This window comes from Shouchella phoenicis (assembly GCF_047238345.1).
Classification (GTDB): Bacteria; Bacillota; Bacilli; order Bacillales; family Bacillaceae_D; genus Shouchella.
Genome location: NZ_JBDFMQ010000001.1, coordinates 2,970,179 through 2,993,048, shown reverse-complemented (window position 1 = coordinate 2,993,048; position 22,870 = coordinate 2,970,179). Strand labels below are relative to the sequence as shown.

Here is a 22,870-nt window from a genome sequence, read left to right as displayed (position 1 = left end):
ATTTTTCTTGACTTGAGTTTGATTTCTAGATTTAGTTTTGAAAGAATCAACGATTCTTTTATCCATAAGGGTTGAATCCCTATGACAACGAGAAACAAGAAGATCGAGGATGGAAACTATTAGATAGATGGAGCGTACGTCGGTACGTGACAGAAGGAGAAATAGGAACCAGACAAAGAGATTCGCCGTTGATCGGACGTCAAAATAGTCTGGTGGCAATAGCAAAGAGGTCACACCCGTTCCCATGCCGAACACGGTCGTTAAGCTCTTTTGCGCCGATGGTAGTTGGGGGCTTCCCCCTGTGAGAGTAGGACGTTGCCAGGCAAGCAGAAAGACACCTGAATAGGTGTCTTTTTTTTGTATAGAGAAGCGCAAAAGAGCTGCGCTTTGAAGAAGCAAATGTAAAAAGAACGTACCCAGCTCGAAAAAGGCATCAACCCAAACCCATCACGAAGGATCAACGAAGAAGAGGCACCATGCTTCCCTCTGTGAGACAAAGTCGTGAATTTCGTAAACCTACATGAAACGCATCTTTGGAAGAACGGCATGCGAAACGTCCCCGTAGGAAATCATGACGGAGCAAAAGGACGTTGCCAGGCAAGCAGAGAGACACCTGAAAAGGTGTCTTTTTTTTGTATAGAGAAACGGAAAAGAGCTGCGCTTCGAAGCGGCGTATTTAAAAAAACAGCTACTAATGCTTCTTTCTATGAGATTGGATGATCCTCTTTTTGATGCTGCTTTTTTTTCGTATGCGATATCTGCTTGTAAACAAGGTATGAAATAAGGGCACTTATGAGGATGAACGATAATACAGCCATATAGAGCATTTTATGTGCATAGATGTCCTCTTGGATAAAGAGCCACTGACCGCCTAGTCCATAGCCAATATAGATGAAAAGGACTGTCCACAGTCCACTTCCAATTCCTGTGAAGACAACATACGTTTTGTAGTGAAATCGGGTGATACCAGATACATATCCAATTAAATGCCTTATACCAGGAATAAAAAAGCCAATTAACAGCAGCCATTTTCCGTATTGAACAAATAAAGAATGGACATAAAGCTGTTTTTTAGTTGAAAAATAAAAACGAGGACCATACTTTTCTAAGAAAGGAGCGCCTAGTTTAATGCCTAAAACATATGATATAGACATCCCGCTCAACGAACCAATAAAACAAATAAATAGAATAGTACCTAAATGAAAGTATTCAATGTAGGATAAGTATCCAAGCGTAACAAGCAGAATTTCGTCAGGTACTGGAAAGCCTGCAATTCCTGCTACTAATGAAAAAAAGACACCGATATAGCCATATTGGATGATAAACTCCTTTAAAATATCCATCATTTCATTCCTATTAAGAGACTTTACTTATAGTATATACAAGGATCTAACCAGATTCTATCCATTCATAAACTATTTTTGTTCAATTGCGACGGTTTGTACATGATCAATCTTTTTTACAATATCGTACAGTTGTGTCATGTACATGGTACGCGGAATAGAGAGTAGAATATCTAGCTGTTGTTTATTTTCCTCAATGTCTCTAATTTTTACGTCATGGATAATAATGTTTTTTTCTTTTCGTTTCTTCCAGCCTTTTTCTTTTCGCTGGATGCTTTTAATTAAGTGGGTAGAAGTGGCTTCTTCAGCCATTACCACTTTTAGAGATACATCAATTTGACTTAGAGAAGTAGGACCGATGATTTTTAATAATGCAGGAATAACGTTTACAGCTATCAAGATTAGTAAGACGGACAAAAATGCCTCAATATAAAAACCAGCTCCAATTGCAATACCAATACCTGAAGCTGCCCAAATCATGGCGGCAGTTGTTAAGCCAGATATGACGTCGTTGCTTCGTCTTAAAATCACGCCTGCGCCGAGAAAGCCGACGCCACTAACAATTTGTGCTGCTAATCGCATAGGATCCATGGCGAGTCGTGCAGTTTCTGTACTTGAGAAATAGAGGTACGCTTCAACTGAAACAATCGTAATTAAGCAGCTGGCTATACAAATGACCATACTTGTTTTTAAACCTAGTGGTTTATGTTTAATTTGACGATCAATGCCAATTAAAAAGCCAGAGAATAAGGCAATACTTAATTTTAGTAAAACAATCCCCAATGAAATCACACCTTTCTTTATAGTCTATTTTTCTAGATAAACATGAATGCTAAAGATCTTGTGGAAAGCGGCTGCTTATAGTAAAATCAGTTTAACTTTTAGAGGTGGTGAATCATGCTTCCCTTTTTTATATGGTTTGCCGTTACAGCTGGCGGGGCGTTAGGTGGTCTCGCGCGATTTGCTCTTACATACATATTTCCAGACCATCAGTGGTTCGGAATTTTCATTGCTAACCTAACCGGTAGTTTTATGATGGGGCTAACCGTTCAAGCCTTTAATGAACGAATAAACGTATCGCAAACTGTGAAAAAAGGAATAACAGTAGGATTTATCGGCGGTTTTACTACAATGTCAACATTTATAGCTGATTTTTTTTCATTACTTACTGAAAATTCTCTTTTAGCTAGTTTATACCTTCTTTTATCGGTGTGTGGCGGTATTTTATTCGCTTGGTTTGGAATGCGTATAATGAGTAAGAAGGTGATGCAATGATGTTTACGCTCCTTCTTATATCGATTGCAGGGGGGACTGGAGCTTTTCTTCGCTATACAATTGGTGAGATATTAGCAAAGCGATTTAACTGGCCAAGGTATTTTACAGTTATAACGTTCGTGAATATCATTGGAAGTACATGTTTAGGTATTGCTGTGGGATCATCTCTTAACGAAATGTTGGAATTTTTCATTATTTATTTCCTCGGTGGGTTTACAACGTTTTCGACATTTAGTGTGGAGGCGTTACAATGTTTTAAAGATGGACATGCGTGGAGAGGGCTCCTATATATTGCGCTTACGGTTACTGGGTCTGTTGTTGGCTTTTGGCTAGGAATTCATCTTATCTTATGAGGGGAAAGGGTTTTGCATTGTGGAGAGAAAAAGATATTTTCACACGAATTCTGTACACTTTAATGGAAATGAACATACGAAAAACAAAAGTAAGGCAAAACCTATTTATCAAACATCTGCATTTGTGTTTGAGAGTCTTGTTGACATGGAATCGTATTTTTCCGGGGAAAAAGAATATTTATATTCGCGCTACGGAAATCCAAATACCGAAGATCTTGGCAAAGGTGTGGCACTGCTTGAGGAAGCAGATGACGGCATTGCAACTTCTTCAGGAATGTCGGCCATTTTATGTGCAGTATTGTCTGTTTGTCGTTCAGGGGATCATATTCTTGCAGCCCTCGATGTCTATGGAGGGACATATTCGTTATTTGAGCAAGAACTAAAGAATTTGGGAATTGAAGTGACCTTTGTTGAACCACATACAGATTGGCAAAAAGCGGTTAAAGAGAATACGAGAGCGCTTTTTTGCGAGTCAGTCACAAATCCACATATTCGCGTAGAAAGCATTGAGGACCTGATGAAATTTGCAAAAGAAAATCAACTTCGTGTGATCGTTGATAATACGTTTGCTACACCTTACTTCGCAAAACCAATAATACTTGGGGCTGACCTTGTTATTCATAGTGCAACGAAATATTTAGGCGGGCATAGCGATGTAACAGCAGGAGTCATTGTTGGGTGTGAGCCACTTATTTCAAGAGTTAAACAACTTGTTATTACGATGGGAACGACATTAAGCCCTTTCGAAGCTTGGCTAACATGCAGAGGGTTAAAAACATTGGGTCTCCGAATGGAAAGACAGTCCAGCAATGCGGCAACGCTTGCAGATTATCTGAAAAAACAACCGAAAGTTGAGCACGTTTACTATCCAGAGTCCTTATCTTCATTTGGTAATGGTGCAATTGTAACCATTCGTTTAAAGCAAGAGGTTGACATTCACGCTTTTTTCTCTAGCTTTTCTTTTGTGAAGATTGCACCAACTTTAGCAGGGGTCGAAACATCAATCTCTTATCCAGTTGGAACATCTCATCGTTCCGTTCCTATTGAGAAAAGAGAGGCACTTGGAATTAGCTCGCAAGACGTTCGCATTTCTGTTGGTATTGAGGATCATCGAGATATTATAAACGATTTTTTAGAAGCGTTAAAGAAAGCATAAAAAAACACCACCAAGTAGTGTGCGTATGACTTGGTGGTGTCAATAATAAGCTATTAAGATTTTTGGTTTCCTATAATAATAGACTCAATAAATGTAGAAAACAAAGCTACGTCTGTAACGAGGAATGCAGGTAGTAGTAGCATGCCTAAAAGTAACCCTACTGGCGCAAGAACCATTAATCGAAATGCTTTTTTCATACGAACATCTCCTCAAAGATAACTAGTCTGTGTTTATTTTTCATATCATACTCCTCTTTCACAAAATTGACAAGAACTTTTTTTAAGAAAAAAACTTGTATCGTGTAAAGAAATATGGTATATTTATTTTTGTTGTTAGGAAAACTAATTAAGGCAACGCAACGATCTGTTTTTAAAATAGATCATAAAATTTTATAACGACGCGGGGTGGAGCAGTCTGGTAGCTCGTCGGGCTCATAACCCGAAGGTCGGTGGTTCAAATCCGCCCCCCGCAATACCAATGAACCGAGATGCCCTCTCGGTTTTTTTATTTATCTAGAGGGAAGTGTACAGGTCATGAGAGATGAATTTTCCTTTATTACGAGCATTACACCGAATTATCATTTCCAGAAGCAGTTATCAATTGGAATTGGTGATGACGCAGCGGTGTACCAAACGTCAAATGAAACGGAACAAGTCGTGTGTGTTGATGCGATGGTTGAAGGGATTCATTTTCGTAAAGATACATTAAGTTCCTTTCAAATTGGCAGAAAAGCCCTAGCGATTAACATAAGTGATCTTGCTGCAATGGGCGCAACTCCAACATATTATCTTGTTACGCTTGCGGTTCCTCGTACGTGGACAGATGAAGAGTTGCAAGAAATCTATAGAGGAATGAATCAAATTGCCGCTAGCTATCAAATGGATTTAATTGGTGGCGATACGGTATCAAGTGATTCGCAATTAATGCTATCTGTTACGGCAATTGGAACGATTAAAAAAGGTCAAGCGTTAAAACGAAGTACAGCCAAACCAAATGACATTGTATTCGTAACAGGCCCTCTTGGTCGTTCGGCAGCTGGATTGCATCTATTACAACAAAAAAATAATAAACCATTTACGAATGAAGAATTAGTGTGTATTCAAGTCCATCAGGAACCCGAACCTCAGGTGGATAGTGGCATGCTTTTTTCGCAGGTGAACAAACGGATCGCATTAAATGATATTAGTGATGGATTATCAAGTGAAGCGATGGAGTTAGCGGAGGCGAGTAAACAGCAAATTGTTATTGAACAATCAAAGTTGACGCCGGTTTTGCCAAGTATTGAGTCAGTAAGTATGGAGCGTAAGCTTGATTGGCTGTTTAACGGTGGAGAAGACTTTCAGCTAATTGGAGCTACGTCTCGACAAACCTTTCAGCAGCTACAAAAAAGTGCTCAAAGCGACTTGTTTGAGATAGGGTATGTCCGGTCCGGTTCTCCTAGTGTACTTTTGCGAAATGGTGAAACCGAGTCTTTAATTTCAAAAAGTGGCTATAATCATTTTAACTAGTGGAGTGTTCGATATGCAATCGTATCAATTAAAATCATATTCAGTAGAAGAGACATTACGATGGGCTTCGTCGTTTTCAACTGTTTTAGTACCAAGTGACTGTTTGTTACTTGATGGCGATTTGGGTGCTGGTAAGACACATTTTGTCAAAGGTCTAGGCAGTGGATTACATGTAAAGCAAATGATTACAAGTCCAACTTTTACGATTATAAAAGAGTATGAAGGTACGCTGCCTCTCTACCATATGGATGTTTATCGTGTTGGAGAAACAGCAGAAGAATTAGGACTAGAAGAGTATATAGAGGGGGAGGGTGTCACGGTTATCGAGTGGGCTCATTTAATTGAAGACATGCTTCCAACTACTTATTTTTCATTAAAGATAGAAAAAATGAGTGAGACTGAGCGAGTGTTAACGTTTAAAGCAGCAGGAGCCTCACATGTAAAGCGTTTGGAGGAGTGGTTTAATGACAACGATATTGGGAATTGATACGTCCTCTTACCGTCTAGGCGTATCGGTTTGTAAAGATGGACAAGTGATTGCGGAATATTCAACGTGGTTAAAGAAAAACCATGCATTGCGATTAATGCCAGCAGTTGAACATGTTCTACAAGATGTGGACCTAAAGCCAGCTGACTTGGATGCGATTGCTGTTGCAAAGGGGCCAGGCTCCTATACAGGTGTAAGAATGGCTGTGACAACTGCAAAATCGTTGGCTTGGGCGTTGAAAATCCCGTTAATCCCGCTATCGACATTAGCCGTGATGGCAGAAGCTGGCCGATACTTTGACGGAATGATTGTTCCTCTTATTGATGCAAGAAGAGGGACTGTTTTTGCTGCGTGTTATCAATCAACACAAGACGGGACGATTCTTGAAAAAGAAGCTGAAAAACATCAGTTGCTTGCAGATCTTATAGAACAGCTGAAAACGATGAATCAACGTATTTTGTTTGTTGGTGAAGATGTGTCTCTACATCAAGAGTGGATTCAAGCAGAATTAGGGGATCAAGCGATGTTTACACCTGGTGCTTTACCGAGCGCCCGCGCAGGTGCATTATGCCTCCTTGCTTTAAATCAAGAACCTATGGAGAATGTTCATGCATTTACGCCAGATTATCACCGTCTGCCTGAAGCGGAGGTGAACTGGCAGCATGAACAACAGCGAAATGAAACCGAACGTTCAGGTAAGGAGAATGGAGTTAACAGATATTGACGACGTTCTTGTATTAGAACGTGAAGCTTTTACAACTCCTTGGACGAGAGAAGCATTTGAAGCCGAATTAACAAGAAACCACTATGCTTTTTATTTTGTCCTTCAAGAAAATGAAGCGATTATTGGCTACTGCGGTTTGTGGAAAGTACTCGATGAAGCACAAATTACGAACGTTGCCATTTTGAAAGCGCGACGAGGACATTCTTATGGAGAATACTTACTAGGCTCGATAATGGAATGGTTAAAAATGGTTGAGGCAAAAACGCTTTCGCTTGAGGTGAGAGCTTCGAATGAAATTGCACAAGGTCTTTACGGAAAGCTTGGATTTTTGAAAGTAGGGGTCCGAAAAAATTATTATGCAGATAATCAAGAAGATGCATGGGTAATGTGGGTGATGTTAAATGACAATCATATTAGCAATTGAAACAAGTTGTGATGAAACCGCTGCTGCAGTCATTCAAAATGGAGATACGATTTTAGCAAATGTTGTCGCAACGCAAATGGCAAGCCACGCAAGATTCGGAGGCGTTGTTCCAGAGGTAGCTTCAAGGCACCATGTTGAAGCGGTGACAGCCGTTGTGGAGGAAGCAATGGAGCAAGCGAACGTAGGTTTTGCTGATTTAACTGCTGTAGCGGTGACGGAAGGGCCTGGACTTGTTGGAGCGTTACTCGTCGGGATTCATACTGCTAAAGCCATTGCGTTTGCGCATCAACTTCCGCTAATCGGCGTCCATCATATTGCAGGCCATATCTACGCAAATCAGTTGGTACAGCCAATGGAATTTCCTCTTCTGGCACTTGTTGCCTCTGGTGGGCATACGGAACTCATTTTGATGGAGAAAGATGGTCAGTTTGAACAAATTGGGCAAACGCGGGATGATGCAGTAGGGGAAGCCTACGATAAAGCTGCACGTGCCATGAAGCTTCCGTATCCAGGTGGTCCGAACGTAGAAAAACTTTCATTAGAAGCCACTGAAGAGATTGAGTTGCCAAGATCTTGGCTTGAAAAAGGTAGCTACGATTTTAGCTTTAGTGGATTAAAATCAGCTGTCTTAAATCGAATTCATAACGATCAGCAAAAAGGGATCGAAACGAATGTAGCAGCATTAGCAAAAGGGTTTCAGGAGAGTGTCGTTGATGTATTAGTGACACGTACAGTGGCGGCGTATGAGCAATATGAGCCCAAGCAAGTGTTAGTTGCAGGCGGAGTAGCTGCGAATAAAGGTTTACGTAAAGGGTTGGAAGAACGCTTGGCTCAGCGCGTAGACCTTGTGATTCCACCAATTCATTTGTGTACAGATAATGCGGCGATGATTGGAGCATGTGCGCATCAGATGTGGATGAACGGTGCAAAAGGCCAATTAAATATGAACGGAAGACCAGGAATGCCGTTAACGTCATTCTCATAGTAAGTAAAAAAGAGAGTAGCCACTACTCTCTTTTTTTTACTGCAATGATTCCCATTCTTCCATTAAGGCGTCCATCTTTTTTCCATTTGATGCAAGTTGGTCTTGGATATCTTTTGCCTTAACGTGATCTGAATAGACGTCAGGCTCGAGCATCTGTGTCTCAAGTTCTTGATTTTCAAGCTCTAGAGATTCGATCTGCTCTTCAATTGAAAGGAGGCGTCTTTCTTTTTGACGCTCCAAACGTTTCAGTTCTTTATCTTGTTGATAATTGGTTTTATCTGTTTGTTCTGAGTGTGTTGCTTCATTCGTTTTCGTCGTTTCATCGTTAAGTGCAGCACGTTCAGCCATTTCTTTTTTCTTGTCTGAGTAATAGGTATAGTCACCGAGGTAGCTTGTTGTCACACCACTCTCTAGCTCAACAACACGTGACGCAATTCGGTTAATAAAATAACGATCGTGCGAGACGAACAGAATGGTACCAGGATAATCGATTAATGCAGCTTCCAACACTTCTTTTGAATCAAGATCTAAATGGTTGGTCGGTTCATCAAGGATAAGAAGGTTCGCTTTTACCATCATTAACTTCGCTAAAGCCACTCTCGCTTTTTCACCACCACTTAAGGAGGAGACGATCTTAAGAACATCATCGCCACTAAATAAAAACAGCCCAAGTAAACTGCGAATCTCTTTTTCAACAGTTCCAGGAAACTCGTCCCAAACTTCTTGAAGGACCGTTTTGTTGCTTTGAAGTTTTGCATGCTCCTGGTCATAGTAGCCAACGGAAACATTGCTACCAAACAAAATTTGCCCACTAGTATGATCGATTTGTTTGGTTACAGCTTTTAAAAGGGTCGTTTTTCCTGTACCATTATCGCCTAATAAGCAGACGGACTCCCCTCTTGTGAGCGCAAAATCCATATTTGAGAAAACGGTATGATCTTCGTACTTCACTTCAAGTTCACGTATCGTAAGCACATCATTACCGGATTGTCGGACAATATCAAAGCCAAACGAAGCTGATTTTTCATTTCCTTGAGGACGTTCAAGACGATCCATCTTCTCCAATTGCTTTCTCCGACTTTGGGCTCGTTTTGTTGTGGAAGCCCGGACAAGATTTTTTGCAACGAAGGTTTCGAGTTTTTCAATTTCTGCTTGTTGCTTTTCAAATTGCTTTAACTCTTGTTCGTAACGCTTTGCTTTTTCCTCAAGATAAAAACTATAGTTGCCGTGAAACGTTGTTGTTTGCTGGCGTGAGAGCTCAACGACTTTGGTCGTTAGACGATCAAGAAAATAGCGGTCATGAGAAACGACTAAAAGTGAACCTGGATAATTGTTTAGATAGTTTTCTAGCCATGTTAGTGTCACCATGTCCAAGTGGTTCGTAGGCTCATCAAGAACAAGAAGAGCGGGCTTTGATAAAAGCAGTTTTCCTAGAGCAAGCCTTGTTTTTTGGCCGCCAGATAACGAAGAAATCGGTGTTTCATAATCAAATTGTTGAAAATGAAGACCAGAAAGAACACCTCGAATATCGGCTTCATATTGATAGCCACCTTGTTCTTTAAAATCATTTTGCATTTGGTCATATTCCTGCAAAAGCTTTGTGTACGCATGATTAGGCATTGGATCTGCCATTTGTTGTTCTAATGCGCGCAACTGTTTTTCCATTTTAATAAGTGGTTCAAAAACAGTTACCATCTCATCCCAAATGGTTTTCGTTGATTTTAAGTCCGTGTGCTGTGAAAGGTAACCGAGTTCAACGTTTTTTGGAATGACAATATCGCCTGAATCAATACCCATGTCTCCAACAATCATCTTTAATAGCGTTGATTTACCAGCACCATTTCGTCCGACTAATGCAACTCGCTCTTTGGACTGAACTTCTAGTTTTACGTTTTCTAAAATTGGCTCGGCGCCAAACGACTTTGAGACGTTCACACATTGTAATACAATCATTTTTAGTCAACCCTTACAAACAAATTTCTATACTGTCATCAGTTTACATCAAATGACAAACAAACAACAACAAATCATTCTATGGGAGCTCTTTCATTTTACGAAAAATGGTGTACAATAGAGGGGAAGCAAGTTGCGAATGTAGCTTGATGCTCGGAAAGGGGCGGACATGAAATCAGACCAACTAAAGATTCCTCAAGCAACAGCAAAACGCTTGCCGCTTTATTATCGGTTTCTAGAGAATCTTCACACATCAGGCAAGCAACGGGTTTCCTCAACAGAGTTGAGTCAAGCGCTTAAAGTAGACTCAGCAACGATTCGCAGAGATTTCTCATATTTTGGAGCGTTAGGAAAGAAGGGATATGGGTACAATGTACAATATCTTCTCTCTTTTTTTCGAGATACACTCGATCAAGATGAGAGGACAAATGTTATTCTTGTCGGCGTCGGAAATTTGGGAACAGCTTTACTTCAATATAATTTCTCTAAAAACAATAGTACAGTCATGACCCATGCTTTTGATGTAGATGAAAAGAAGATTGGCACATCGATTGGCGATGTACCTATTTATGACTGGAATAAGATTGATGAGATTGGAATGAATGATACAGCGATCGCTGTTTTAACCGTACCAGCATCACAAGCGCAAAATAGTGCGGACAAGCTCGTTGAAGCAGGAATTAGCGGCATACTTAATTTTACACCGGTACGACTCTCTGTACCTGAACATATTCGCGTTCACCATATTGATCTTGCAATTGAATTGCAAGCGCTTGTATATTTTTTAAAACACTATCCACTTTAAAAGGGAGGCATACACACATGCCATTATCAGGAGGAAGTTTAATTATCATTGCGATTGTAGCATTGATTATTTTTGGACCAAAGAAATTACCTGAGTTTGGAAAAGCGGCAGGTAGTACGTTAAAAGAGTTTAAAAACGCAACAAAAGGGTTAGCCGACGATGATGAGGATAACAAGCCAGCAAATGTTCAAAAAGAAAAAGCATAAAAAGAATATTCCTCTATCAGATATGTCGATTATGGATCACGCAGTGGAATTAAGACGCAGGGTTCTCGTGATCCTCGTCTTTTTTGTAGTTGCGCTGATTGGTGGCTTTATGCTTGCTGTCCCAGTTATTTCTTATTTGCAAACGGCACCTCAAGCAGTCGATATGCCGTTTCACGCTTTTCGATTAACGGATCCTTTAAGAATTTACGTTAATTTTGCAATGATTGTTGCGTTTGTGCTCGTTATACCCGTGATTCTTTATCAACTCTGGGCATTCGTTGCACCTGGTTTAAAAGAGGAAGAGCAAAAAGCGACGCTTGCATATATTCCGATCTCATTTTTTCTTTTACTTGCAGGGTTTGCATTCGCTTATTTTATCTTAATTCCGTATGTCATGTCGTTTATGAGTACGATGGCAGATCGTCTGGACATTAACGAAATGTACGGCATTAATGAATATTTCTCGTTTTTGTTTCAATTAACCATCCCATTTGGTATTTTGTTTCAACTACCAGTTGTCGTGATGTTTTTTACGAGAATTGGACTTGTAACACCACAATTGTTAACAAAGATTAGAAAGTATGCGTACTTTGTTTTACTCGTTATTGCAGGCTTAATTACACCTCCAGAACTGATGTCGCATTTACTGGTCACATTACCGATGCTCATTTTGTATGAGATTAGTATCGCCATTTCACGTGCAACTTATCGTAAATATACGAAACCTACACCGGAATCACATAGTGAAGCACAGTAATGAAGCTTGGACAAAAGACGGTTGATCCTACTATGGATTAATCGTCTTTTTTCTTTATTTGTAAAAGCGAATCAATTTTTTAGAGATGAAGAAAAGAATCGAGATTTGAAAAATTTTGTCTCTTTTTGTTTCATTTACTTTATAGCAGGGTATTGATAGGTTACACGAAAAGGAGGGGGCTCACCTGAGAGAATTTATTGAATTTGTGCAAATCAATTCAACAAGTATGTTTAATTCAACAATGGAACACATCATGCTTGTTGGCCTCGCCATCATTATTGCCATTGCCATTGGTGTGAGTGTTGGTATTTATTTAACTGTCAATGAGACGCTAGCCGAAACGGTTTTAGCAGCAGCCTCAATTTTATTAACAATCCCAAGTCTTGCTTTATTTGGTATTATGATTCCGTTCTTTTCCATTATTGGACAAGGTATTGGATTCGTCCCCGCATTAACGGCTCTTGTGCTTTATTCACTCTTACCTATTATCCGTAATACGTATACAGGAATTAAAAACGTCGACCCAACTATTATTGATGCAGCTAATGGTTTAGGAATGAAAAAAATGCAGCGGTTGATAAAGGTTGAATTACCTAATGGACTACCTGTTATTATGGCTGGCATACGTACAGCGGTTGTTCTTAATATTGGTATCGGGGTCATTGCAGCATTTATTGGAGCTGGAGGGTTAGGGTCATTTATTGTACAAGGCATTTCTCGCGGCGACATGTATTCAATTGTTGCTGGTGCTGTGCTCGTTTCACTTTTAGCCATTCTTGCAGATACGTTGTTACTGTTTATACAAAAGTGGCTTACACCTAAAGGGATAACAGAATAAGAAGGGGGAAATGAAATGATTTCATTTAAACACGTAACAAAATCATATGATGGGGATAAAAAAGCGGTCAATGATGTTTCGTTTGAAGTGGAAAGTGGTGAAATTGTCATTTTCTTAGGACCTTCTGGCTGTGGAAAAACAACGCTTTTGCGAATGGTAAATAAATTGGTTCATTTAAGTTCAGGTGAGATTTATGTTGATGGGCAGTCCATATCTGAATTAGACAACATTGAATTACGCCGCAAGATTGGCTATGTTATTCAAAGTAACGGGTTATTTCCTAATATGAATATAGAGGATAATGTAATGGTAGTTCCTGACTTATTAAAGTGGGGAAGTAAAAAGAAAAAAGCTCGTTATAACGAATTGATGAATTTAGTAGGACTCGATCCTAAGGAATTTCGAAAGCGTTACCCAAGTGAATTATCTGGGGGACAGCAGCAGCGAGTGGGTGTCGCTCGAGCATTGGCTGCAGATCCGCCGCTTATGTTAATGGATGAACCATTTGGTGCATTGGATCCATTAATTCGTGAACATATTCAAGATGAGTTTTTGGAGATCCAAAGGAAAGTAAAAAAGACAATTTTGTTTGTTAGTCACGACATTGATGAAGCGATTCGGATGGCTGATAAGATCGTTTTGATGCGTGATGGTGAAATCATGCAGTATGGAACGCCTTCAGAGATATTAATGAAGCCAAACAGTGAGTATGTTTCTGACTTTATTGGGAAAGATCGTGCAATTAAGATGCTAAGTCTTCATACGATTCAGGAGTTAAATGACGACATTGGCTTATTGGAATGTAAGGAGGATATTGCCGATTCCAAGCAAATCTATTTACATGCGGACCTCAAAAATACGTTATCAATGTTATTAAATCAAGAAGCCGAACAAGTTTGTGTATACGATGATGAAAACAAAATACGTGGAGCCATTACGATTGATCTCGTGCAACAATTTTTACACGTTAAATTAGGAAAGAAAAGAAATGCCGTTCAAGAGGCGGTGGTTACAGGTTGAATAGCAAAATAGTCATTACGTATATTGTTCGAATTATGTTGTTTGCCATTGTGGCGACTTTTATTTATTGGACTGCATCCCAAGGATTATACGTCCATATTTTTGAATCAACAAGCGAATTTTTAACCTTGCTAGGAGAACATGTAGCGCTCGTTTTAGTTTCTTCTTTATTAGCTGTCATTGTTGCGTTGCCACTTGCGGTTTTTGTAACAAGACCGAAGTTTCGCAAAGCCGAGTGGATTACATCAAATATTGCCAATTTAGCGCAAACCATTCCTAGTTTGGCTGTTGTGGCGCTAATGATTGGAATTTTAGGGATCGGGTTTGTGCCTGCTGTTTTTGCGTTGTTTATTTATTCGGTTCTACCGATCTTTCGTAATGCTGTAGCTGGATTTAGTTCTGTTAGTCCAGATTTAATTGATGCTGGAAAAGGGATGGGTATGAAGCCGGTAGAAATCTTTTTTAAAGTTGAAGTCCCAAACGCTGCATATGCGATTATTGGGGGGCTGCGAACAGCGATTGTCTTAAATGTAGGTACAGCTGCTTTTGCCTATTTTATTGGAGGCGGAGGTTTAGGGTTATGGATCTTTACTGGAATTGAACTTTTTGATAATGCGTATTTAATTTCTGGTGCTGTGCCAGTGACTTTACTCGCAATCTTTTTTGATTATGCACTTCGCGGGGTAGAGCATTGGCTAACACCAAAGGGGATGCGTTCATCGAAAAAACAAGTAAATACAAAAACAGCGGCGACTGCATAGAGGGGGAAAACTATGAAGACGGTACGTCATTATGCATTAGGTTCTGTAGCGGTTACTGGATTGGCACTAAGCGGGTGTGGTTATCTAGGCTTTGGAGATAGTATCACCATCGGTGCAAAATCTTTTACCGAGCAGTATATTTTATCAGAGATGACTTACTTCATCCTCGAAGATGCGGGCTATCAGGTTCGGCAAGTCGAAAACCTTGGAAGTAATGTATTGCGATCTGCATTAGAAAATGGCCAAGTCGATATTACCTGGGAATATACTGGAACGGCAATAGCGACTTATTTGAATATGGAACCAATAACTGATCCAGAAGAGGCTTACGCAACATTGCAAGAAGTGGACGTTGAAAACGGGCTACACTGGATGAATATTTCAGAAGTGAACAATACGTATGCGCTAATTATGAATCGAACACAAGCTGAAGATCTTGGGATTGAGTCGTTATCGGACTTAGCGGATTATGTGAATGAAAATCCTGGAGAAATTAGTATGGGAACTGATGCAGCTTTTGCGAATCGAGCTGATGGATTACCTGGTTTAGAAGAGGCATACGGGTTTGAATTTGGCAGCGGCAATATCGAATACATGGATGCAGGCTTATTATATGAAGCGCTGTATAATGAAGAATTGGAAGTGGCAATGGGTTATGAGACCGATGCGCGAATCGATGATTATGATCAAGTCATTTTAGAAGATGATGAGGTGTTTTTCGCGCCTTATAACGCTGCTGTTCATATGCGATTAGATGTATTTGAGGAGAATCCAGAGATTGAAGAATTGTTAAGGCCATTAGCGGAGACGTTGGATAGTGAGATCATGCGTGGGTTGAATTATCAAGTTGATATCGAAAGGCAAAGTGTCGCCCTCGTTGCTCATGAGTTTCTTGTTGAAGAAGGGTTTATCGAAGGAGATAATTAAACAAAAGAACCACCTCTGCATGATTTGCTAGAGGTGGTTCTATTTTTATTTTTGAGGTGGGTTTGGTGGTCGCCTCAATGCTTGCCAGCCTAAATAAAAATCAAGCGCCGCAATGAAAACAAGCACGATGGGGAAAAAGCCCCAACCATTTGTTTCAACTTGGATATACGTTAAGTAAACGAATAAAAGACCAAGTAAAATGTAAAAGAAGCCAAACATTCTCATTAAATCATCATTCCTAACATGTTATGAATAAAACTCGGTACATCCATCATCTCATTAATGTCGTCAATAAATAGAACCTGAACAATCACGACAAATGAATTCAACGCAATATGGGCAATAATAGGCACAATGATTCGCTTTGTTTTTACATATAGAAAGGCAAACGCAAAGCCCATGGCACCGTATATTAAAATATGTTGAAAATCAAAATGAATCACAGCAAAGATGACTGAACTAATTAAGCCGGCAATCCAGAAATTTGTTCGAACATAGAGCCAACCGAAGATCGCTTTTCGAAAAACAAGCTCTTCAATTATAGGCCCAATCACAGCAATAACAATAATAAACGGTAGGAACTCTTGCGCAATGGCGACTAGGTCCGCAGTATTTTCCGAACCTTGATCAATTCCAAAAATAAGAGTTTGGATTAGACCCGCAACAATTTGAGTACCAAAGACAAGAAAAACACCAATAATTGACCATGATACGGTTTCAAGTGGCGTAATTTTTGTTCCGCGTAATCCACCACCTAGCTGCTCATCCCGACGTAAAATCAGTAGGATGGCAACAAGTCCAACAGAAAAAGATAAAATTGACGATACTCCTATGAGGAATGCTTCATCTGTAACGCCAAAAAAGGATTGTAACACTGTTGAAGCAACAAGTGATAAACCGGTCTGCATGACAATGTAAGCAAAGACGACAAGCGCGTATCTCATCGTTAACGTATTCCGGAAAAGCATTCGTGATGTTACGAGCGCAATGCCAATTGTCAATACTACGGAAAGAATCATGGAAAGTCCGCTATTTATATTGAGTAAACCTTGCAATGTAAAAACTAGCGTAAACGCGACAGCAATTTGCATAATAACAAAAAACAATATCCCGACGCCATTATAAATAATCTTCACAGGCGAACTCCTTTATACATGTAATCAGTCTAAATTCCCACTCATCATATCATATTATTCACCTGTTTTCAGTTTCAGACCCTTTTGGAAAAAAACTGTCCAAAAAAGTCAGGCTTACCCCTTGCAAAACGGGTGCGGAATGATTATCATAGGAATTGTGTTAGCACTCATCCTAAACGAGTGCTAATAATAAACACTACATACGTCTTCAAAGGAGGGTGTTTTCCTTGTTAAAACCATTAGGAGATCGCATCATTATTGAGCAAATCCAATCAGAGGAAAAAACAGCGAGTGGGATTGTACTTCCTGACTCTGCACAAGAAAAGCCGCAAGAAGGCAAGGTCGTAGCTGTCGGTACAGGTCGTGTGACAGACAATGGCGAAAAAGTAGCGCTTGAAGTAAAAGAAGGCGATTCAATCATCTTCTCAAAATATGCTGGTACAGAAGTTAAGTATGAAGGTACGGACTATCTTATTCTTCGCGAAAGCGATGTTCTAGCAATTATCGGCTAATAAAGAACGAATAAATACGAACCAACATACAGGAGGCAGATACAATGGCTAAAGATATTAAGTTTAGTGAAGAAGCACGCCGCTCCATGCTAAAAGGTGTAGATACACTTGCAAATGCTGTAAAAGTGACGCTTGGACCAAAAGGTCGTAACGTTGTATTAGAAAAGAAATTTGGTTCACCGTTAATTACAAATGATGGTGTAACAATTGCCAAAGAGATTGAGCTTGAAGATGCATTCGAAAACATGGGTGCTAAGCTCGTCGCTGAAGTGGCAAGCAAAACAAATGATATCGCTGGAGACGGTACAACAACAGCAACTGTACTAGCGCAAGCGATGATTCGCGAAGGGTTGAAAAACGTTACCTCTGGTGCGAACCCTATGGGTATTCGTAAAGGAATTGAGAAAGCTACGGCAGCTGCTGTAACAGAGCTTGCAAGCATCTCTAAGCCAATCGAAAGCAAAGAATCCATTGCTCAAGTAGCAGCGATTTCTTCTGCAGATGAAGAGGTTGGTCAAATTATTGCAGAAGCAATGGAACGCGTTGGAAACGACGGTGTTATTACGATTGAAGAATCAAAAGGCTTCTCAACAGAGCTTGAAGTTGTAGAAGGAATGCAGTTTGATCGTGGATATGCTTCCCCATATATGGTTTCAGACTCTGATAAGATGGAAGCGGTTCTTGATAATCCTTATATCCTAATTACAGATAAGAAAATCTCAAACATTCAAGAAGTTCTTCCTGTTCTTGAGCAAGTGGTTCAGCAAAGTCGCCCAATCTTGATCATCGCTGAAGATGTTGAAGGGGAAGCATTAGCAACACTTGTCGTAAACAAATTACGCGGAACATTTAATGCTGTTGCAGTAAAAGCACCTGGTTTCGGTGATCGTCGTAAAGCAATGCTTGAAGATATCGCGATCCTAACAGGTGGAGAAGTAATTACAGAAGATCTAGGTTTAGATCTTAAAGCAGCAACAATTGATTCTCTTGGTCGCGCAAACAAAGTGGTTGTGACGAAAGAAAACACAACAATTGTTGAAGGTTCTGGTAATCCTGAACAAATTTCAGCTCGTGTTGGCCAATTAAAAGGTCAAGTGGAAGAAACAACATCTGAGTTTGACAGAGAGAAACTACAAGAGCGTCTTGCGAAACTTGCAGGTGGCGTAGCCGTACTTAAAGTCGGCGCTGCAACTGAAACAGAAATGAAAGAAAAGAAACTTCGTATTGAAGATGCCCTAAACTCTACACGTGCAGCAGTTGAAGAAGGAATTGTTGCCGGTGGTGGTACAGCGCTTATTAATGTCATTCAAGCAGTTCGAGCGGTCGAAGCTTCTGGTGATGAAGCAACAGGTGTAAACATTGTTCTTCGCGCACTTGAAGAGCCGGTACGCCAAATTGCTCATAATGCTGGTCTTGAAGGATCAATCATTGTAGAAAAACTGAAGACTGAAGAAGTCGGAATTGGATACAATGCTGCTACAGGCGAGTATGTAAATATGGTCGACACTGGTATCCTTGATCCAGTTAAAGTAACACGTTCTGCACTTCAAAATGCGGCAAGCGTATCAGCAATGTTCTTAACAACAGAAGCTGTAATCGCTGATAAGCCTGAAGAAAATGACGGCGGCGGCATGCCTGATATGGGCGGAATGGGCGGAATGGGTGGTATGGGCGGCATGATGTAATTCATGCTCCCATGTGAGAGATTGTTACCCTTCTCTTTCTGTCAAAAAAACCACTTCTCATCGCGAGAAGTGGTTTTTTGTTCGTTATAAGCTAGCAATCTTTAAGCCAACGTTCCCTTTTACCGTTTGGTACATGATTGCTTTCTCTTTCGAATTGAGTGAGAGGCTATACGTTTCTTTTCTTTCTGTTTCAATAAATACTTGCTCATAGTCAGAGTGAATCAGATTAACGGAATAGCCAGGGTCGTGTAAATCTAAATCTTCTTGATTTAATACAATCTTCACTTCATCCCCGTTCTGTTCAATTTGATCATTTAAGTCTTTACTGTGAACAACAGTGGAACGACTGGTTAACTTCATTCCTTCAATTTTTGGAATGATATGTCCATAAAGTTGAACGTGAAGTGTAAGTGACGAGTCTTGTATTTGTGTGTTTTTTAGTTTTGCCTGCACATTGATGGGAATATGAAAAGTGCTCCCGTCCTCTAACACTGCGATATAATAGGGCTTTTTATCATCTAATATGGTCGCTTCTCGTTTACTATATCGCGACCATCTAGCCAGCATTTCTAGTTTCTGATAGTCTTTGTTCATTGCTAGCTGATAAAAGATGCGATTAATTGGTTTTATAATCGTATCTTCAAATTGATATGACCGCTTCGCTTTAGCAAAAATCTTCATCGTTTCGTGAAATTTTTTATAGTAGATCTCTTTTTGCTTGCTTTTGACAAAGTGTTTGCGATCAAATAAACGTGTAATCGCATCAAATTCAATTAAACGATTGACGATAAGCTTTTCTTTTTCAGGCTCTAAATGTTTGTTTAAAACGTATTTTAAAACGCTAATGTTGGCATCGATTTTTTCGAATATGCTTGTTTTGGTCACAAGGGATTCATTTGAATCATAGCGATTAATGTAATAGATTGGTGAGGTCGTCGTTGATATGGTTCCCGCTGCTAGGATCACATCAATAAAAAACTGTTTATCTTCAGCGAACCTCATTTCAGGGTAACGAATTTCGTTTTTTCGTAATAGCTCTAAGCGCATCATTCGAGCAGTTGGACCTAAGTGATAGAAGATATGTTTAATCGTGTAGGGTGATGCATTGTGTCGTGTTCGGTTTGACCCATGCTTGCCGGCCACTTTTTCGCCTTTATCGACTACTTTAATCGATTTTCCGACTGCATAATCGTCCCCTGTCTTTTCTAACAATTGAAACAGTGTTTGAATGCCTTCTGGGTGAAGCCAGTCGTCAGCATCTAAATAAAATAAATAAGTTGAGTTCGCCAAGTGTGCGCCAAGGTTACGAGGAAATGCCGGTGTCCCGGTGTTTTTCTCTAACAATACGCTAATAATTTGAGTGTGAGTGTTTGCATAGTCTTCTAGTATGTGTTGTGTGCCGTCAGTAGAGTTGTCATCTACTAGAATAATGGTCATGCGATCAAGTCCCATTGTTTGTTTAAGAACGGAATCAATTGTATGTTTAATGGATTCTGAAGCATTAAAAATAGGGACAACAATGGTCACATCACTCTTATGCTGAAGCATTTCTTCATTTAAAATGGTGTAAGGAACTTTTTTATAATATTGTTTATCTTTCCACTGTCTTAGTAGGCCCATGTATTTTTCCTCCATTTCAAGTCTAAACAGAAACGTAGTGAGCCCATGTTGTAAACGATGCACCCGCTTTCCGTAAACTTATTGAGCTTTTTTTAAAAAGAAGACAACTATTTCATTACCCTAACCATCATACGTTTAAACAAATGTTTGTAAAAGGTGTAGGTGGGGGAAAGTTGAATCCATTTTAAGACAATTATTTGTGATTTTCCTGTATACTTTTAGAGAAGATCTTTATGTGGAAGGAGGACTTATCATGGATGATGAATTGCTACAAAAATTTTGTGAGGAGCATATGTCTTCTCTACAAAAACGATTAAGAGAGATTTATACCATTGATACACCAGAAGTAATAAAAGAGGAAGACACTGGTGAAACGGTCAATGTCAACGATAAGTTATCGGAATATCGCTTTATGGAAGCGGTGTACGCCAACATTGAGCAAAGTAATCAAACAGAAGGGGAAGTGTATCAGCACTATCAATCAGCCCTTGATAATTTACGAGCAAAGAAACAATTTTTAATAGAATTAAAAGAAGAAATTGAAGAAAAAAATGAAGCGGATATCACGAATATTAAAATCATGATTAATGCGTTTCATAAAGAAATGTAAAAAACCATAAAAAATCTGTAGGAGTGATACATGTATCAACCCTACAGATTTTTATGATGTTCTATTACCGTTAAGCTGAAGGAAAGCTTTCAATCTTGTAACGGTTTTATACTGCGTGCCCAATAAATAAAGGGCATCGCTAATAGCGAGACGATAAATTTCATAATATACGTCGTTAATGCAATTTCAAACCATACGCCCATGGAATAGACACCTAAAAAGGCGATTGCACAAAAGATGAGTGTATCTAGCGCTTGCCCAAAAATACTTGAGATGATGTTACGCAACCAAAGCATGTTTGGAAAAAGTTTTTTAAAGAAAGCAAAAATGTAGATATTAATATGATTGCTGATGAGAAATGCTGTTAAGCTTCCTAATGCCACTCGAAGTGCAAAATCAAAAATAAACGCAAGATGGCCATGTGCCAAGTCCTCTCCATGAGGGGGGAACAGCAAGACAAATTGCATGATGATCGTTGAGACGAGCAGTGTCGAGAAACCGAGCCAAACCGCTTTTTTGGCAACTGCTTTGCCGTATTTTTCATTTAGGAGGTCAGTAGCAAGAAAAGTTGTGGCGTACATCACGTTTCCCATGGTGACAATAAGTCCAAAAAGCTCAATGGTTTTTAACACTTGTAAATTAGCTAAAATGGCGGCAAAACCAATCCAGGTAATAATGCCTGTCTTGCCAAATAATTTATAAAATAATACAAGAAAAGAAAAATTTGCGATAGCAAAAAGTAAACCAAGAATTTCTGTCGGCATAAAAAAACTCCTCTAGTTTTGATAGCGCAGGAAGGTCACGAACTGCGTGTCATGAATGCACCGAGAAACTTTACCACAAGCGAGAAGGTTTGTACAGTCTTACATATAAGAAAAACACAGAAAACAAGTTTGTTCGTTTTCTGTGCTCCGTCTATTGCCTATAATTTTACTGGTTCAGAAATAAACTGGATGAGCGTTTCATTAAACTTCTCTTGCTCATCATGAAAGAGGCTGTGTCCACTTTCTTCAAAGGGAATGATGGTAGCATCTTCAATGCCTTTTTCCATTTGTTCTGCTAGATCAAACGGGCAAATGCCATCATTTCGTCCATGTAGAATCGCTGTCGGGACTGAGATTGCTGCTAAATCATCTCGCAAATCAGCATCTCGGAGGGTACGAGCAGAAGCAATGGTGGAATGGGGTCCTGCTTGCATCCCTAGTGAATGAAACCAGCTATTGTAATGCGTGCTCGGCTCTTTTCCAAAGAATAGTCCGCCAAAGTCTTTTAGCATATCTGCTCGATCTGTATAGGCGCCATCTATAAGACCATTCACATTTTCTTTTGGTAATCCATACTCAAAATCGTCTCTTTGCGTAAACACTGGAGCAGCAGCTCCTAATAGCGCTAAACGAGCAATTCCTTTTTCTCCGTGTTTCGCCATGTAGCGAATTGCAATTGCCCCACCCATAGAGAAACCGCAGAGTACAGCATCTTTTAATCCTAATGTGTCAATTACAACACGTAAATCATCTGCCATGCGGTCATAATCATAGCCATGAGCTGGTTTATCCGATTGTCCGTATCCTCTTAAATCTACACCAATAAAGCGAAATCCTTGTTCTGGCAATGTGGCCATCTGATGTTCAAACATCTTATGATTGACAGGCCAACCGTGTAAAAAGATAACAGGTTGTCCACTGCCAATATCTTCAACAAATAATGTCGTTCCGTGTTCGACTTCAATTCGGTGTGCCATTTAAATCGCGCTCCTTTTATCTAGTAATGTTCTTGTCTTTTGTG

27 protein-coding genes, 1 tRNA gene and 1 rRNA gene are annotated in these 22,870 nt (G+C 39.7%); 20 read left to right on the top strand and 9 right to left on the bottom strand.

The annotated features are described in order from the left end of the window. The first annotated feature begins 208 nt into the window (after positions 1-208). A 5S ribosomal RNA gene (gene rrf, locus ABC361_RS16025) occupies positions 209-324 on the top strand. A gap of 380 nt (positions 325-704) precedes the next feature. On the opposite strand, the gene ABC361_RS16020 is transcribed toward rrf, so the two are convergent. Both ABC361_RS16020 and ABC361_RS16015 read right to left on the bottom strand, forming a co-directional pair. Next, positions 705-1,343 carry a DedA family protein gene (locus tag ABC361_RS16020; RefSeq protein WP_413074878.1) on the bottom strand — a complete coding sequence of 213 codons (639 nt, stop codon included), beginning with the start codon at positions 1,341-1,343 and terminating at the stop codon, positions 705-707. 72 nt (positions 1,344-1,415) lie between these two features. Next, positions 1,416-2,126, bottom strand: coding sequence for an MgtC/SapB family protein (locus tag ABC361_RS16015; RefSeq protein ID WP_413074877.1), 711 nt, complete (start codon positions 2,124-2,126; stop codon positions 1,416-1,418). 114 nt (positions 2,127-2,240) lie between these two features. Between ABC361_RS16015 and ABC361_RS16010 the strand changes: the two genes are divergently transcribed. From ABC361_RS16010 to ABC361_RS16000, 3 genes are read left to right on the top strand one after another with little or no spacing between them, the layout of a single operon-like run. Next, positions 2,241-2,618: a fluoride efflux transporter FluC gene (locus ABC361_RS16010; protein ID WP_413074876.1), complete on the top strand. Its 378-nt coding sequence runs from the start codon at positions 2,241-2,243 to the stop codon at positions 2,616-2,618. Continuing rightward, positions 2,615-2,971, top strand: coding sequence for a fluoride efflux transporter FluC (locus ABC361_RS16005; RefSeq protein ID WP_413074875.1), 357 nt, complete (start codon positions 2,615-2,617; stop codon positions 2,969-2,971). Before ABC361_RS16010 ends, ABC361_RS16005 begins: the two co-directional genes overlap by 4 nt. A gap of 19 nt (positions 2,972-2,990) precedes the next feature. Then, positions 2,991-4,127, top strand: a complete 1,137-nt coding sequence (locus ABC361_RS16000; protein ID WP_413074874.1) for a trans-sulfuration enzyme family protein — start codon at positions 2,991-2,993, stop codon at positions 4,125-4,127. A 53-nt stretch (positions 4,128-4,180) separates the two neighbouring features. Here the strand turns inward: ABC361_RS16000 and ABC361_RS15995 are convergent, their stop codons facing one another. Next, a complete protein-coding gene (locus ABC361_RS15995; protein WP_413074873.1) occupies positions 4,181-4,324 on the bottom strand; it encodes a hypothetical protein in 144 nt (47 codons plus the stop codon). Positions 4,325-4,525: 201 nt separating this feature from the next. Between ABC361_RS15995 and ABC361_RS15990 the strand changes: the two genes are divergently transcribed. The 6 genes from ABC361_RS15990 to tsaD all read left to right on the top strand — a co-directional run bounded on the left by ABC361_RS15990 (position 4,526) and on the right by tsaD (position 8,255). Then, positions 4,526-4,599, top strand: a tRNA-Met gene (locus ABC361_RS15990). Positions 4,600-4,660: 61 nt separating this feature from the next. Then, complete coding sequence (gene thiL, locus ABC361_RS15985; protein ID WP_413074872.1) at positions 4,661-5,635, top strand: thiamine-phosphate kinase; 975 nt, start codon at positions 4,661-4,663, stop codon at positions 5,633-5,635. 13 nt (positions 5,636-5,648) lie between these two features. Then, positions 5,649-6,122 carry a tRNA (adenosine(37)-N6)-threonylcarbamoyltransferase complex ATPase subunit type 1 TsaE gene (gene tsaE, locus ABC361_RS15980; protein ID WP_413074871.1) on the top strand — a complete coding sequence of 158 codons (474 nt, stop codon included), beginning with the start codon at positions 5,649-5,651 and terminating at the stop codon, positions 6,120-6,122. Continuing rightward, the gene (gene tsaB, locus ABC361_RS15975; protein WP_413074870.1) at positions 6,100-6,846 is read left to right on the top strand and encodes a tRNA (adenosine(37)-N6)-threonylcarbamoyltransferase complex dimerization subunit type 1 TsaB; all 747 of its coding nucleotides are present in this window, start codon (positions 6,100-6,102) and stop codon (positions 6,844-6,846) included. The genes tsaE and tsaB overlap by 23 nt, the downstream gene beginning before the upstream one ends. Then, complete coding sequence (gene rimI / locus ABC361_RS15970) at positions 6,827-7,270, top strand: ribosomal protein S18-alanine N-acetyltransferase (RefSeq protein ID WP_413074869.1); 444 nt, start codon at positions 6,827-6,829, stop codon at positions 7,268-7,270. Before tsaB ends, rimI begins: the two co-directional genes overlap by 20 nt. Beyond that, the gene (tsaD, locus tag ABC361_RS15965) at positions 7,248-8,255 is read left to right on the top strand and encodes a tRNA (adenosine(37)-N6)-threonylcarbamoyltransferase complex transferase subunit TsaD (RefSeq protein ID WP_413074868.1); all 1,008 of its coding nucleotides are present in this window, start codon (positions 7,248-7,250) and stop codon (positions 8,253-8,255) included. The genes rimI and tsaD overlap by 23 nt, the downstream gene beginning before the upstream one ends. A gap of 36 nt (positions 8,256-8,291) precedes the next feature. On the opposite strand, the gene ABC361_RS15960 is transcribed toward tsaD, so the two are convergent. Further along, positions 8,292-10,208: an ABC-F family ATP-binding cassette domain-containing protein gene (locus ABC361_RS15960; protein ID WP_413074867.1), complete on the bottom strand. Its 1,917-nt coding sequence runs from the start codon at positions 10,206-10,208 to the stop codon at positions 8,292-8,294. A 169-nt stretch (positions 10,209-10,377) separates the two neighbouring features. Between ABC361_RS15960 and ABC361_RS15955 the strand changes: the two genes are divergently transcribed. The 7 genes from ABC361_RS15955 to ABC361_RS15925 all read left to right on the top strand — a co-directional run bounded on the left by ABC361_RS15955 (position 10,378) and on the right by ABC361_RS15925 (position 15,522). Continuing rightward, positions 10,378-11,013, top strand: a complete 636-nt coding sequence (locus ABC361_RS15955; RefSeq protein WP_099302053.1) for a redox-sensing transcriptional repressor Rex — start codon at positions 10,378-10,380, stop codon at positions 11,011-11,013. Positions 11,014-11,030: 17 nt separating this feature from the next. Then, positions 11,031-11,219, top strand: coding sequence for a twin-arginine translocase TatA/TatE family subunit (tatA, locus tag ABC361_RS15950; RefSeq protein ID WP_035395357.1), 189 nt, complete (start codon positions 11,031-11,033; stop codon positions 11,217-11,219). A gap of 7 nt (positions 11,220-11,226) precedes the next feature. Beyond that, the gene (gene tatC / locus ABC361_RS15945) at positions 11,227-11,976 is read left to right on the top strand and encodes a twin-arginine translocase subunit TatC (RefSeq protein ID WP_413075789.1); all 750 of its coding nucleotides are present in this window, start codon (positions 11,227-11,229) and stop codon (positions 11,974-11,976) included. Positions 11,977-12,217: 241 nt separating this feature from the next. Further along, a complete protein-coding gene (locus ABC361_RS15940; RefSeq protein ID WP_413074866.1) occupies positions 12,218-12,814 on the top strand; it encodes an ABC transporter permease in 597 nt (198 codons plus the stop codon). Between the two features lie 15 nt (positions 12,815-12,829). Next, positions 12,830-13,834, top strand: a complete 1,005-nt coding sequence (locus ABC361_RS15935; protein ID WP_413074865.1) for an ABC transporter ATP-binding protein — start codon at positions 12,830-12,832, stop codon at positions 13,832-13,834. Next, positions 13,831-14,595 (top strand): ABC transporter permease, encoded by a 765-nt coding sequence (locus ABC361_RS15930; RefSeq protein WP_413074864.1) that lies wholly within the window; start codon positions 13,831-13,833, stop codon positions 14,593-14,595. Before ABC361_RS15935 ends, ABC361_RS15930 begins: the two co-directional genes overlap by 4 nt. A gap of 12 nt (positions 14,596-14,607) precedes the next feature. Beyond that, a complete protein-coding gene (locus ABC361_RS15925) occupies positions 14,608-15,522 on the top strand; it encodes an ABC transporter substrate-binding protein (RefSeq protein WP_413074863.1) in 915 nt (304 codons plus the stop codon). A gap of 45 nt (positions 15,523-15,567) precedes the next feature. Here ABC361_RS15925 and ABC361_RS15920 read toward each other — a convergent pair whose 3' ends face one another. Continuing rightward, the gene (locus ABC361_RS15920; protein ID WP_099302049.1) at positions 15,568-15,747 is read right to left on the bottom strand and encodes a DUF4305 domain-containing protein; all 180 of its coding nucleotides are present in this window, start codon (positions 15,745-15,747) and stop codon (positions 15,568-15,570) included. After that, positions 15,747-16,658: a CPBP family intramembrane glutamic endopeptidase gene (locus ABC361_RS15915; RefSeq protein WP_413074862.1), complete on the bottom strand. Its 912-nt coding sequence runs from the start codon at positions 16,656-16,658 to the stop codon at positions 15,747-15,749. The genes ABC361_RS15920 and ABC361_RS15915 overlap by 1 nt, the downstream gene beginning before the upstream one ends. Positions 16,659-16,885: 227 nt before the next feature. Here ABC361_RS15915 and groES point away from each other — a divergent pair, with 227 nt between their 5' ends. Together groES and groL are read left to right on the top strand one after the other, a co-directional pair. Further along, positions 16,886-17,170, top strand: a complete 285-nt coding sequence (gene groES / locus ABC361_RS15910; protein ID WP_099302048.1) for a co-chaperone GroES — start codon at positions 16,886-16,888, stop codon at positions 17,168-17,170. A 44-nt stretch (positions 17,171-17,214) separates the two neighbouring features. Continuing rightward, the gene (gene groL, locus ABC361_RS15905) at positions 17,215-18,855 is read left to right on the top strand and encodes a chaperonin GroEL (protein ID WP_413074861.1); all 1,641 of its coding nucleotides are present in this window, start codon (positions 17,215-17,217) and stop codon (positions 18,853-18,855) included. An 84-nt stretch (positions 18,856-18,939) separates the two neighbouring features. On the opposite strand, the gene ABC361_RS15900 is transcribed toward groL, so the two are convergent. Beyond that, positions 18,940-20,475, bottom strand: coding sequence for a glycosyltransferase family 2 protein (locus ABC361_RS15900; protein WP_413074860.1), 1,536 nt, complete (start codon positions 20,473-20,475; stop codon positions 18,940-18,942). Between the two features lie 253 nt (positions 20,476-20,728). Here ABC361_RS15900 and ABC361_RS15895 point away from each other — a divergent pair, with 253 nt between their 5' ends. Continuing rightward, positions 20,729-21,085: a hypothetical protein gene (locus ABC361_RS15895; protein ID WP_413074859.1), complete on the top strand. Its 357-nt coding sequence runs from the start codon at positions 20,729-20,731 to the stop codon at positions 21,083-21,085. 89 nt (positions 21,086-21,174) lie between these two features. On the opposite strand, the gene ABC361_RS15890 is transcribed toward ABC361_RS15895, so the two are convergent. After that, positions 21,175-21,849 (bottom strand): queuosine precursor transporter, encoded by a 675-nt coding sequence (locus ABC361_RS15890; RefSeq protein WP_413074858.1) that lies wholly within the window; start codon positions 21,847-21,849, stop codon positions 21,175-21,177. A gap of 158 nt (positions 21,850-22,007) precedes the next feature. Beyond that, positions 22,008-22,826 carry an alpha/beta fold hydrolase gene (locus tag ABC361_RS15885; RefSeq protein WP_413074857.1) on the bottom strand — a complete coding sequence of 273 codons (819 nt, stop codon included), beginning with the start codon at positions 22,824-22,826 and terminating at the stop codon, positions 22,008-22,010. Between the last annotated feature and the right edge of the window lie 44 nt (positions 22,827-22,870).

Coding starts and splice junctions, on each gene's coding strand:
- ABC361_RS16010 (WP_413074876.1), top strand. CDS start 2,241: ATGCTTCCCTTTTTTATATGGTTTGCCGTTACAGCTGGCGGGGCGTTA.
- groL (WP_413074861.1), top strand. CDS start 17,215: ATGGCTAAAGATATTAAGTTTAGTGAAGAAGCACGCCGCTCCATGCTA.
- ABC361_RS15925 (WP_413074863.1), top strand. CDS start 14,608: ATGAAGACGGTACGTCATTATGCATTAGGTTCTGTAGCGGTTACTGGA.
- ABC361_RS15895 (WP_413074859.1), top strand. CDS start 20,729: ATGGATGATGAATTGCTACAAAAATTTTGTGAGGAGCATATGTCTTCT.
- ABC361_RS15995 (WP_413074873.1), bottom strand. CDS start 4,324: ATGAAAAAAGCATTTCGATTAATGGTTCTTGCGCCAGTAGGGTTACTT.
- ABC361_RS15885 (WP_413074857.1), bottom strand. CDS start 22,826: ATGGCACACCGAATTGAAGTCGAACACGGAACGACATTATTTGTTGAA.
- ABC361_RS15900 (WP_413074860.1), bottom strand. CDS start 20,475: ATGGGCCTACTAAGACAGTGGAAAGATAAACAATATTATAAAAAAGTT.
- ABC361_RS15890 (WP_413074858.1), bottom strand. CDS start 21,849: ATGCCGACAGAAATTCTTGGTTTACTTTTTGCTATCGCAAATTTTTCT.
- ABC361_RS15920 (WP_099302049.1), bottom strand. CDS start 15,747: ATGAGAATGTTTGGCTTCTTTTACATTTTACTTGGTCTTTTATTCGTT.
- rimI (WP_413074869.1), top strand. CDS start 6,827: ATGGAGTTAACAGATATTGACGACGTTCTTGTATTAGAACGTGAAGCT.
- thiL (WP_413074872.1), top strand. CDS start 4,661: ATGAGAGATGAATTTTCCTTTATTACGAGCATTACACCGAATTATCAT.
- ABC361_RS16005 (WP_413074875.1), top strand. CDS start 2,615: ATGATGTTTACGCTCCTTCTTATATCGATTGCAGGGGGGACTGGAGCT.
- tsaE (WP_413074871.1), top strand. CDS start 5,649: ATGCAATCGTATCAATTAAAATCATATTCAGTAGAAGAGACATTACGA.
- ABC361_RS15940 (WP_413074866.1), top strand. CDS start 12,218: ATGGAACACATCATGCTTGTTGGCCTCGCCATCATTATTGCCATTGCC.
- ABC361_RS15935 (WP_413074865.1), top strand. CDS start 12,830: ATGATTTCATTTAAACACGTAACAAAATCATATGATGGGGATAAAAAA.
- ABC361_RS15960 (WP_413074867.1), bottom strand. CDS start 10,208: ATGATTGTATTACAATGTGTGAACGTCTCAAAGTCGTTTGGCGCCGAG.
- ABC361_RS16020 (WP_413074878.1), bottom strand. CDS start 1,343: ATGGATATTTTAAAGGAGTTTATCATCCAATATGGCTATATCGGTGTC.
- tsaD (WP_413074868.1), top strand. CDS start 7,248: ATGACAATCATATTAGCAATTGAAACAAGTTGTGATGAAACCGCTGCT.
- tatA (WP_035395357.1), top strand. CDS start 11,031: ATGCCATTATCAGGAGGAAGTTTAATTATCATTGCGATTGTAGCATTG.
- tsaB (WP_413074870.1), top strand. CDS start 6,100: ATGACAACGATATTGGGAATTGATACGTCCTCTTACCGTCTAGGCGTA.
- ABC361_RS15955 (WP_099302053.1), top strand. CDS start 10,378: ATGAAATCAGACCAACTAAAGATTCCTCAAGCAACAGCAAAACGCTTG.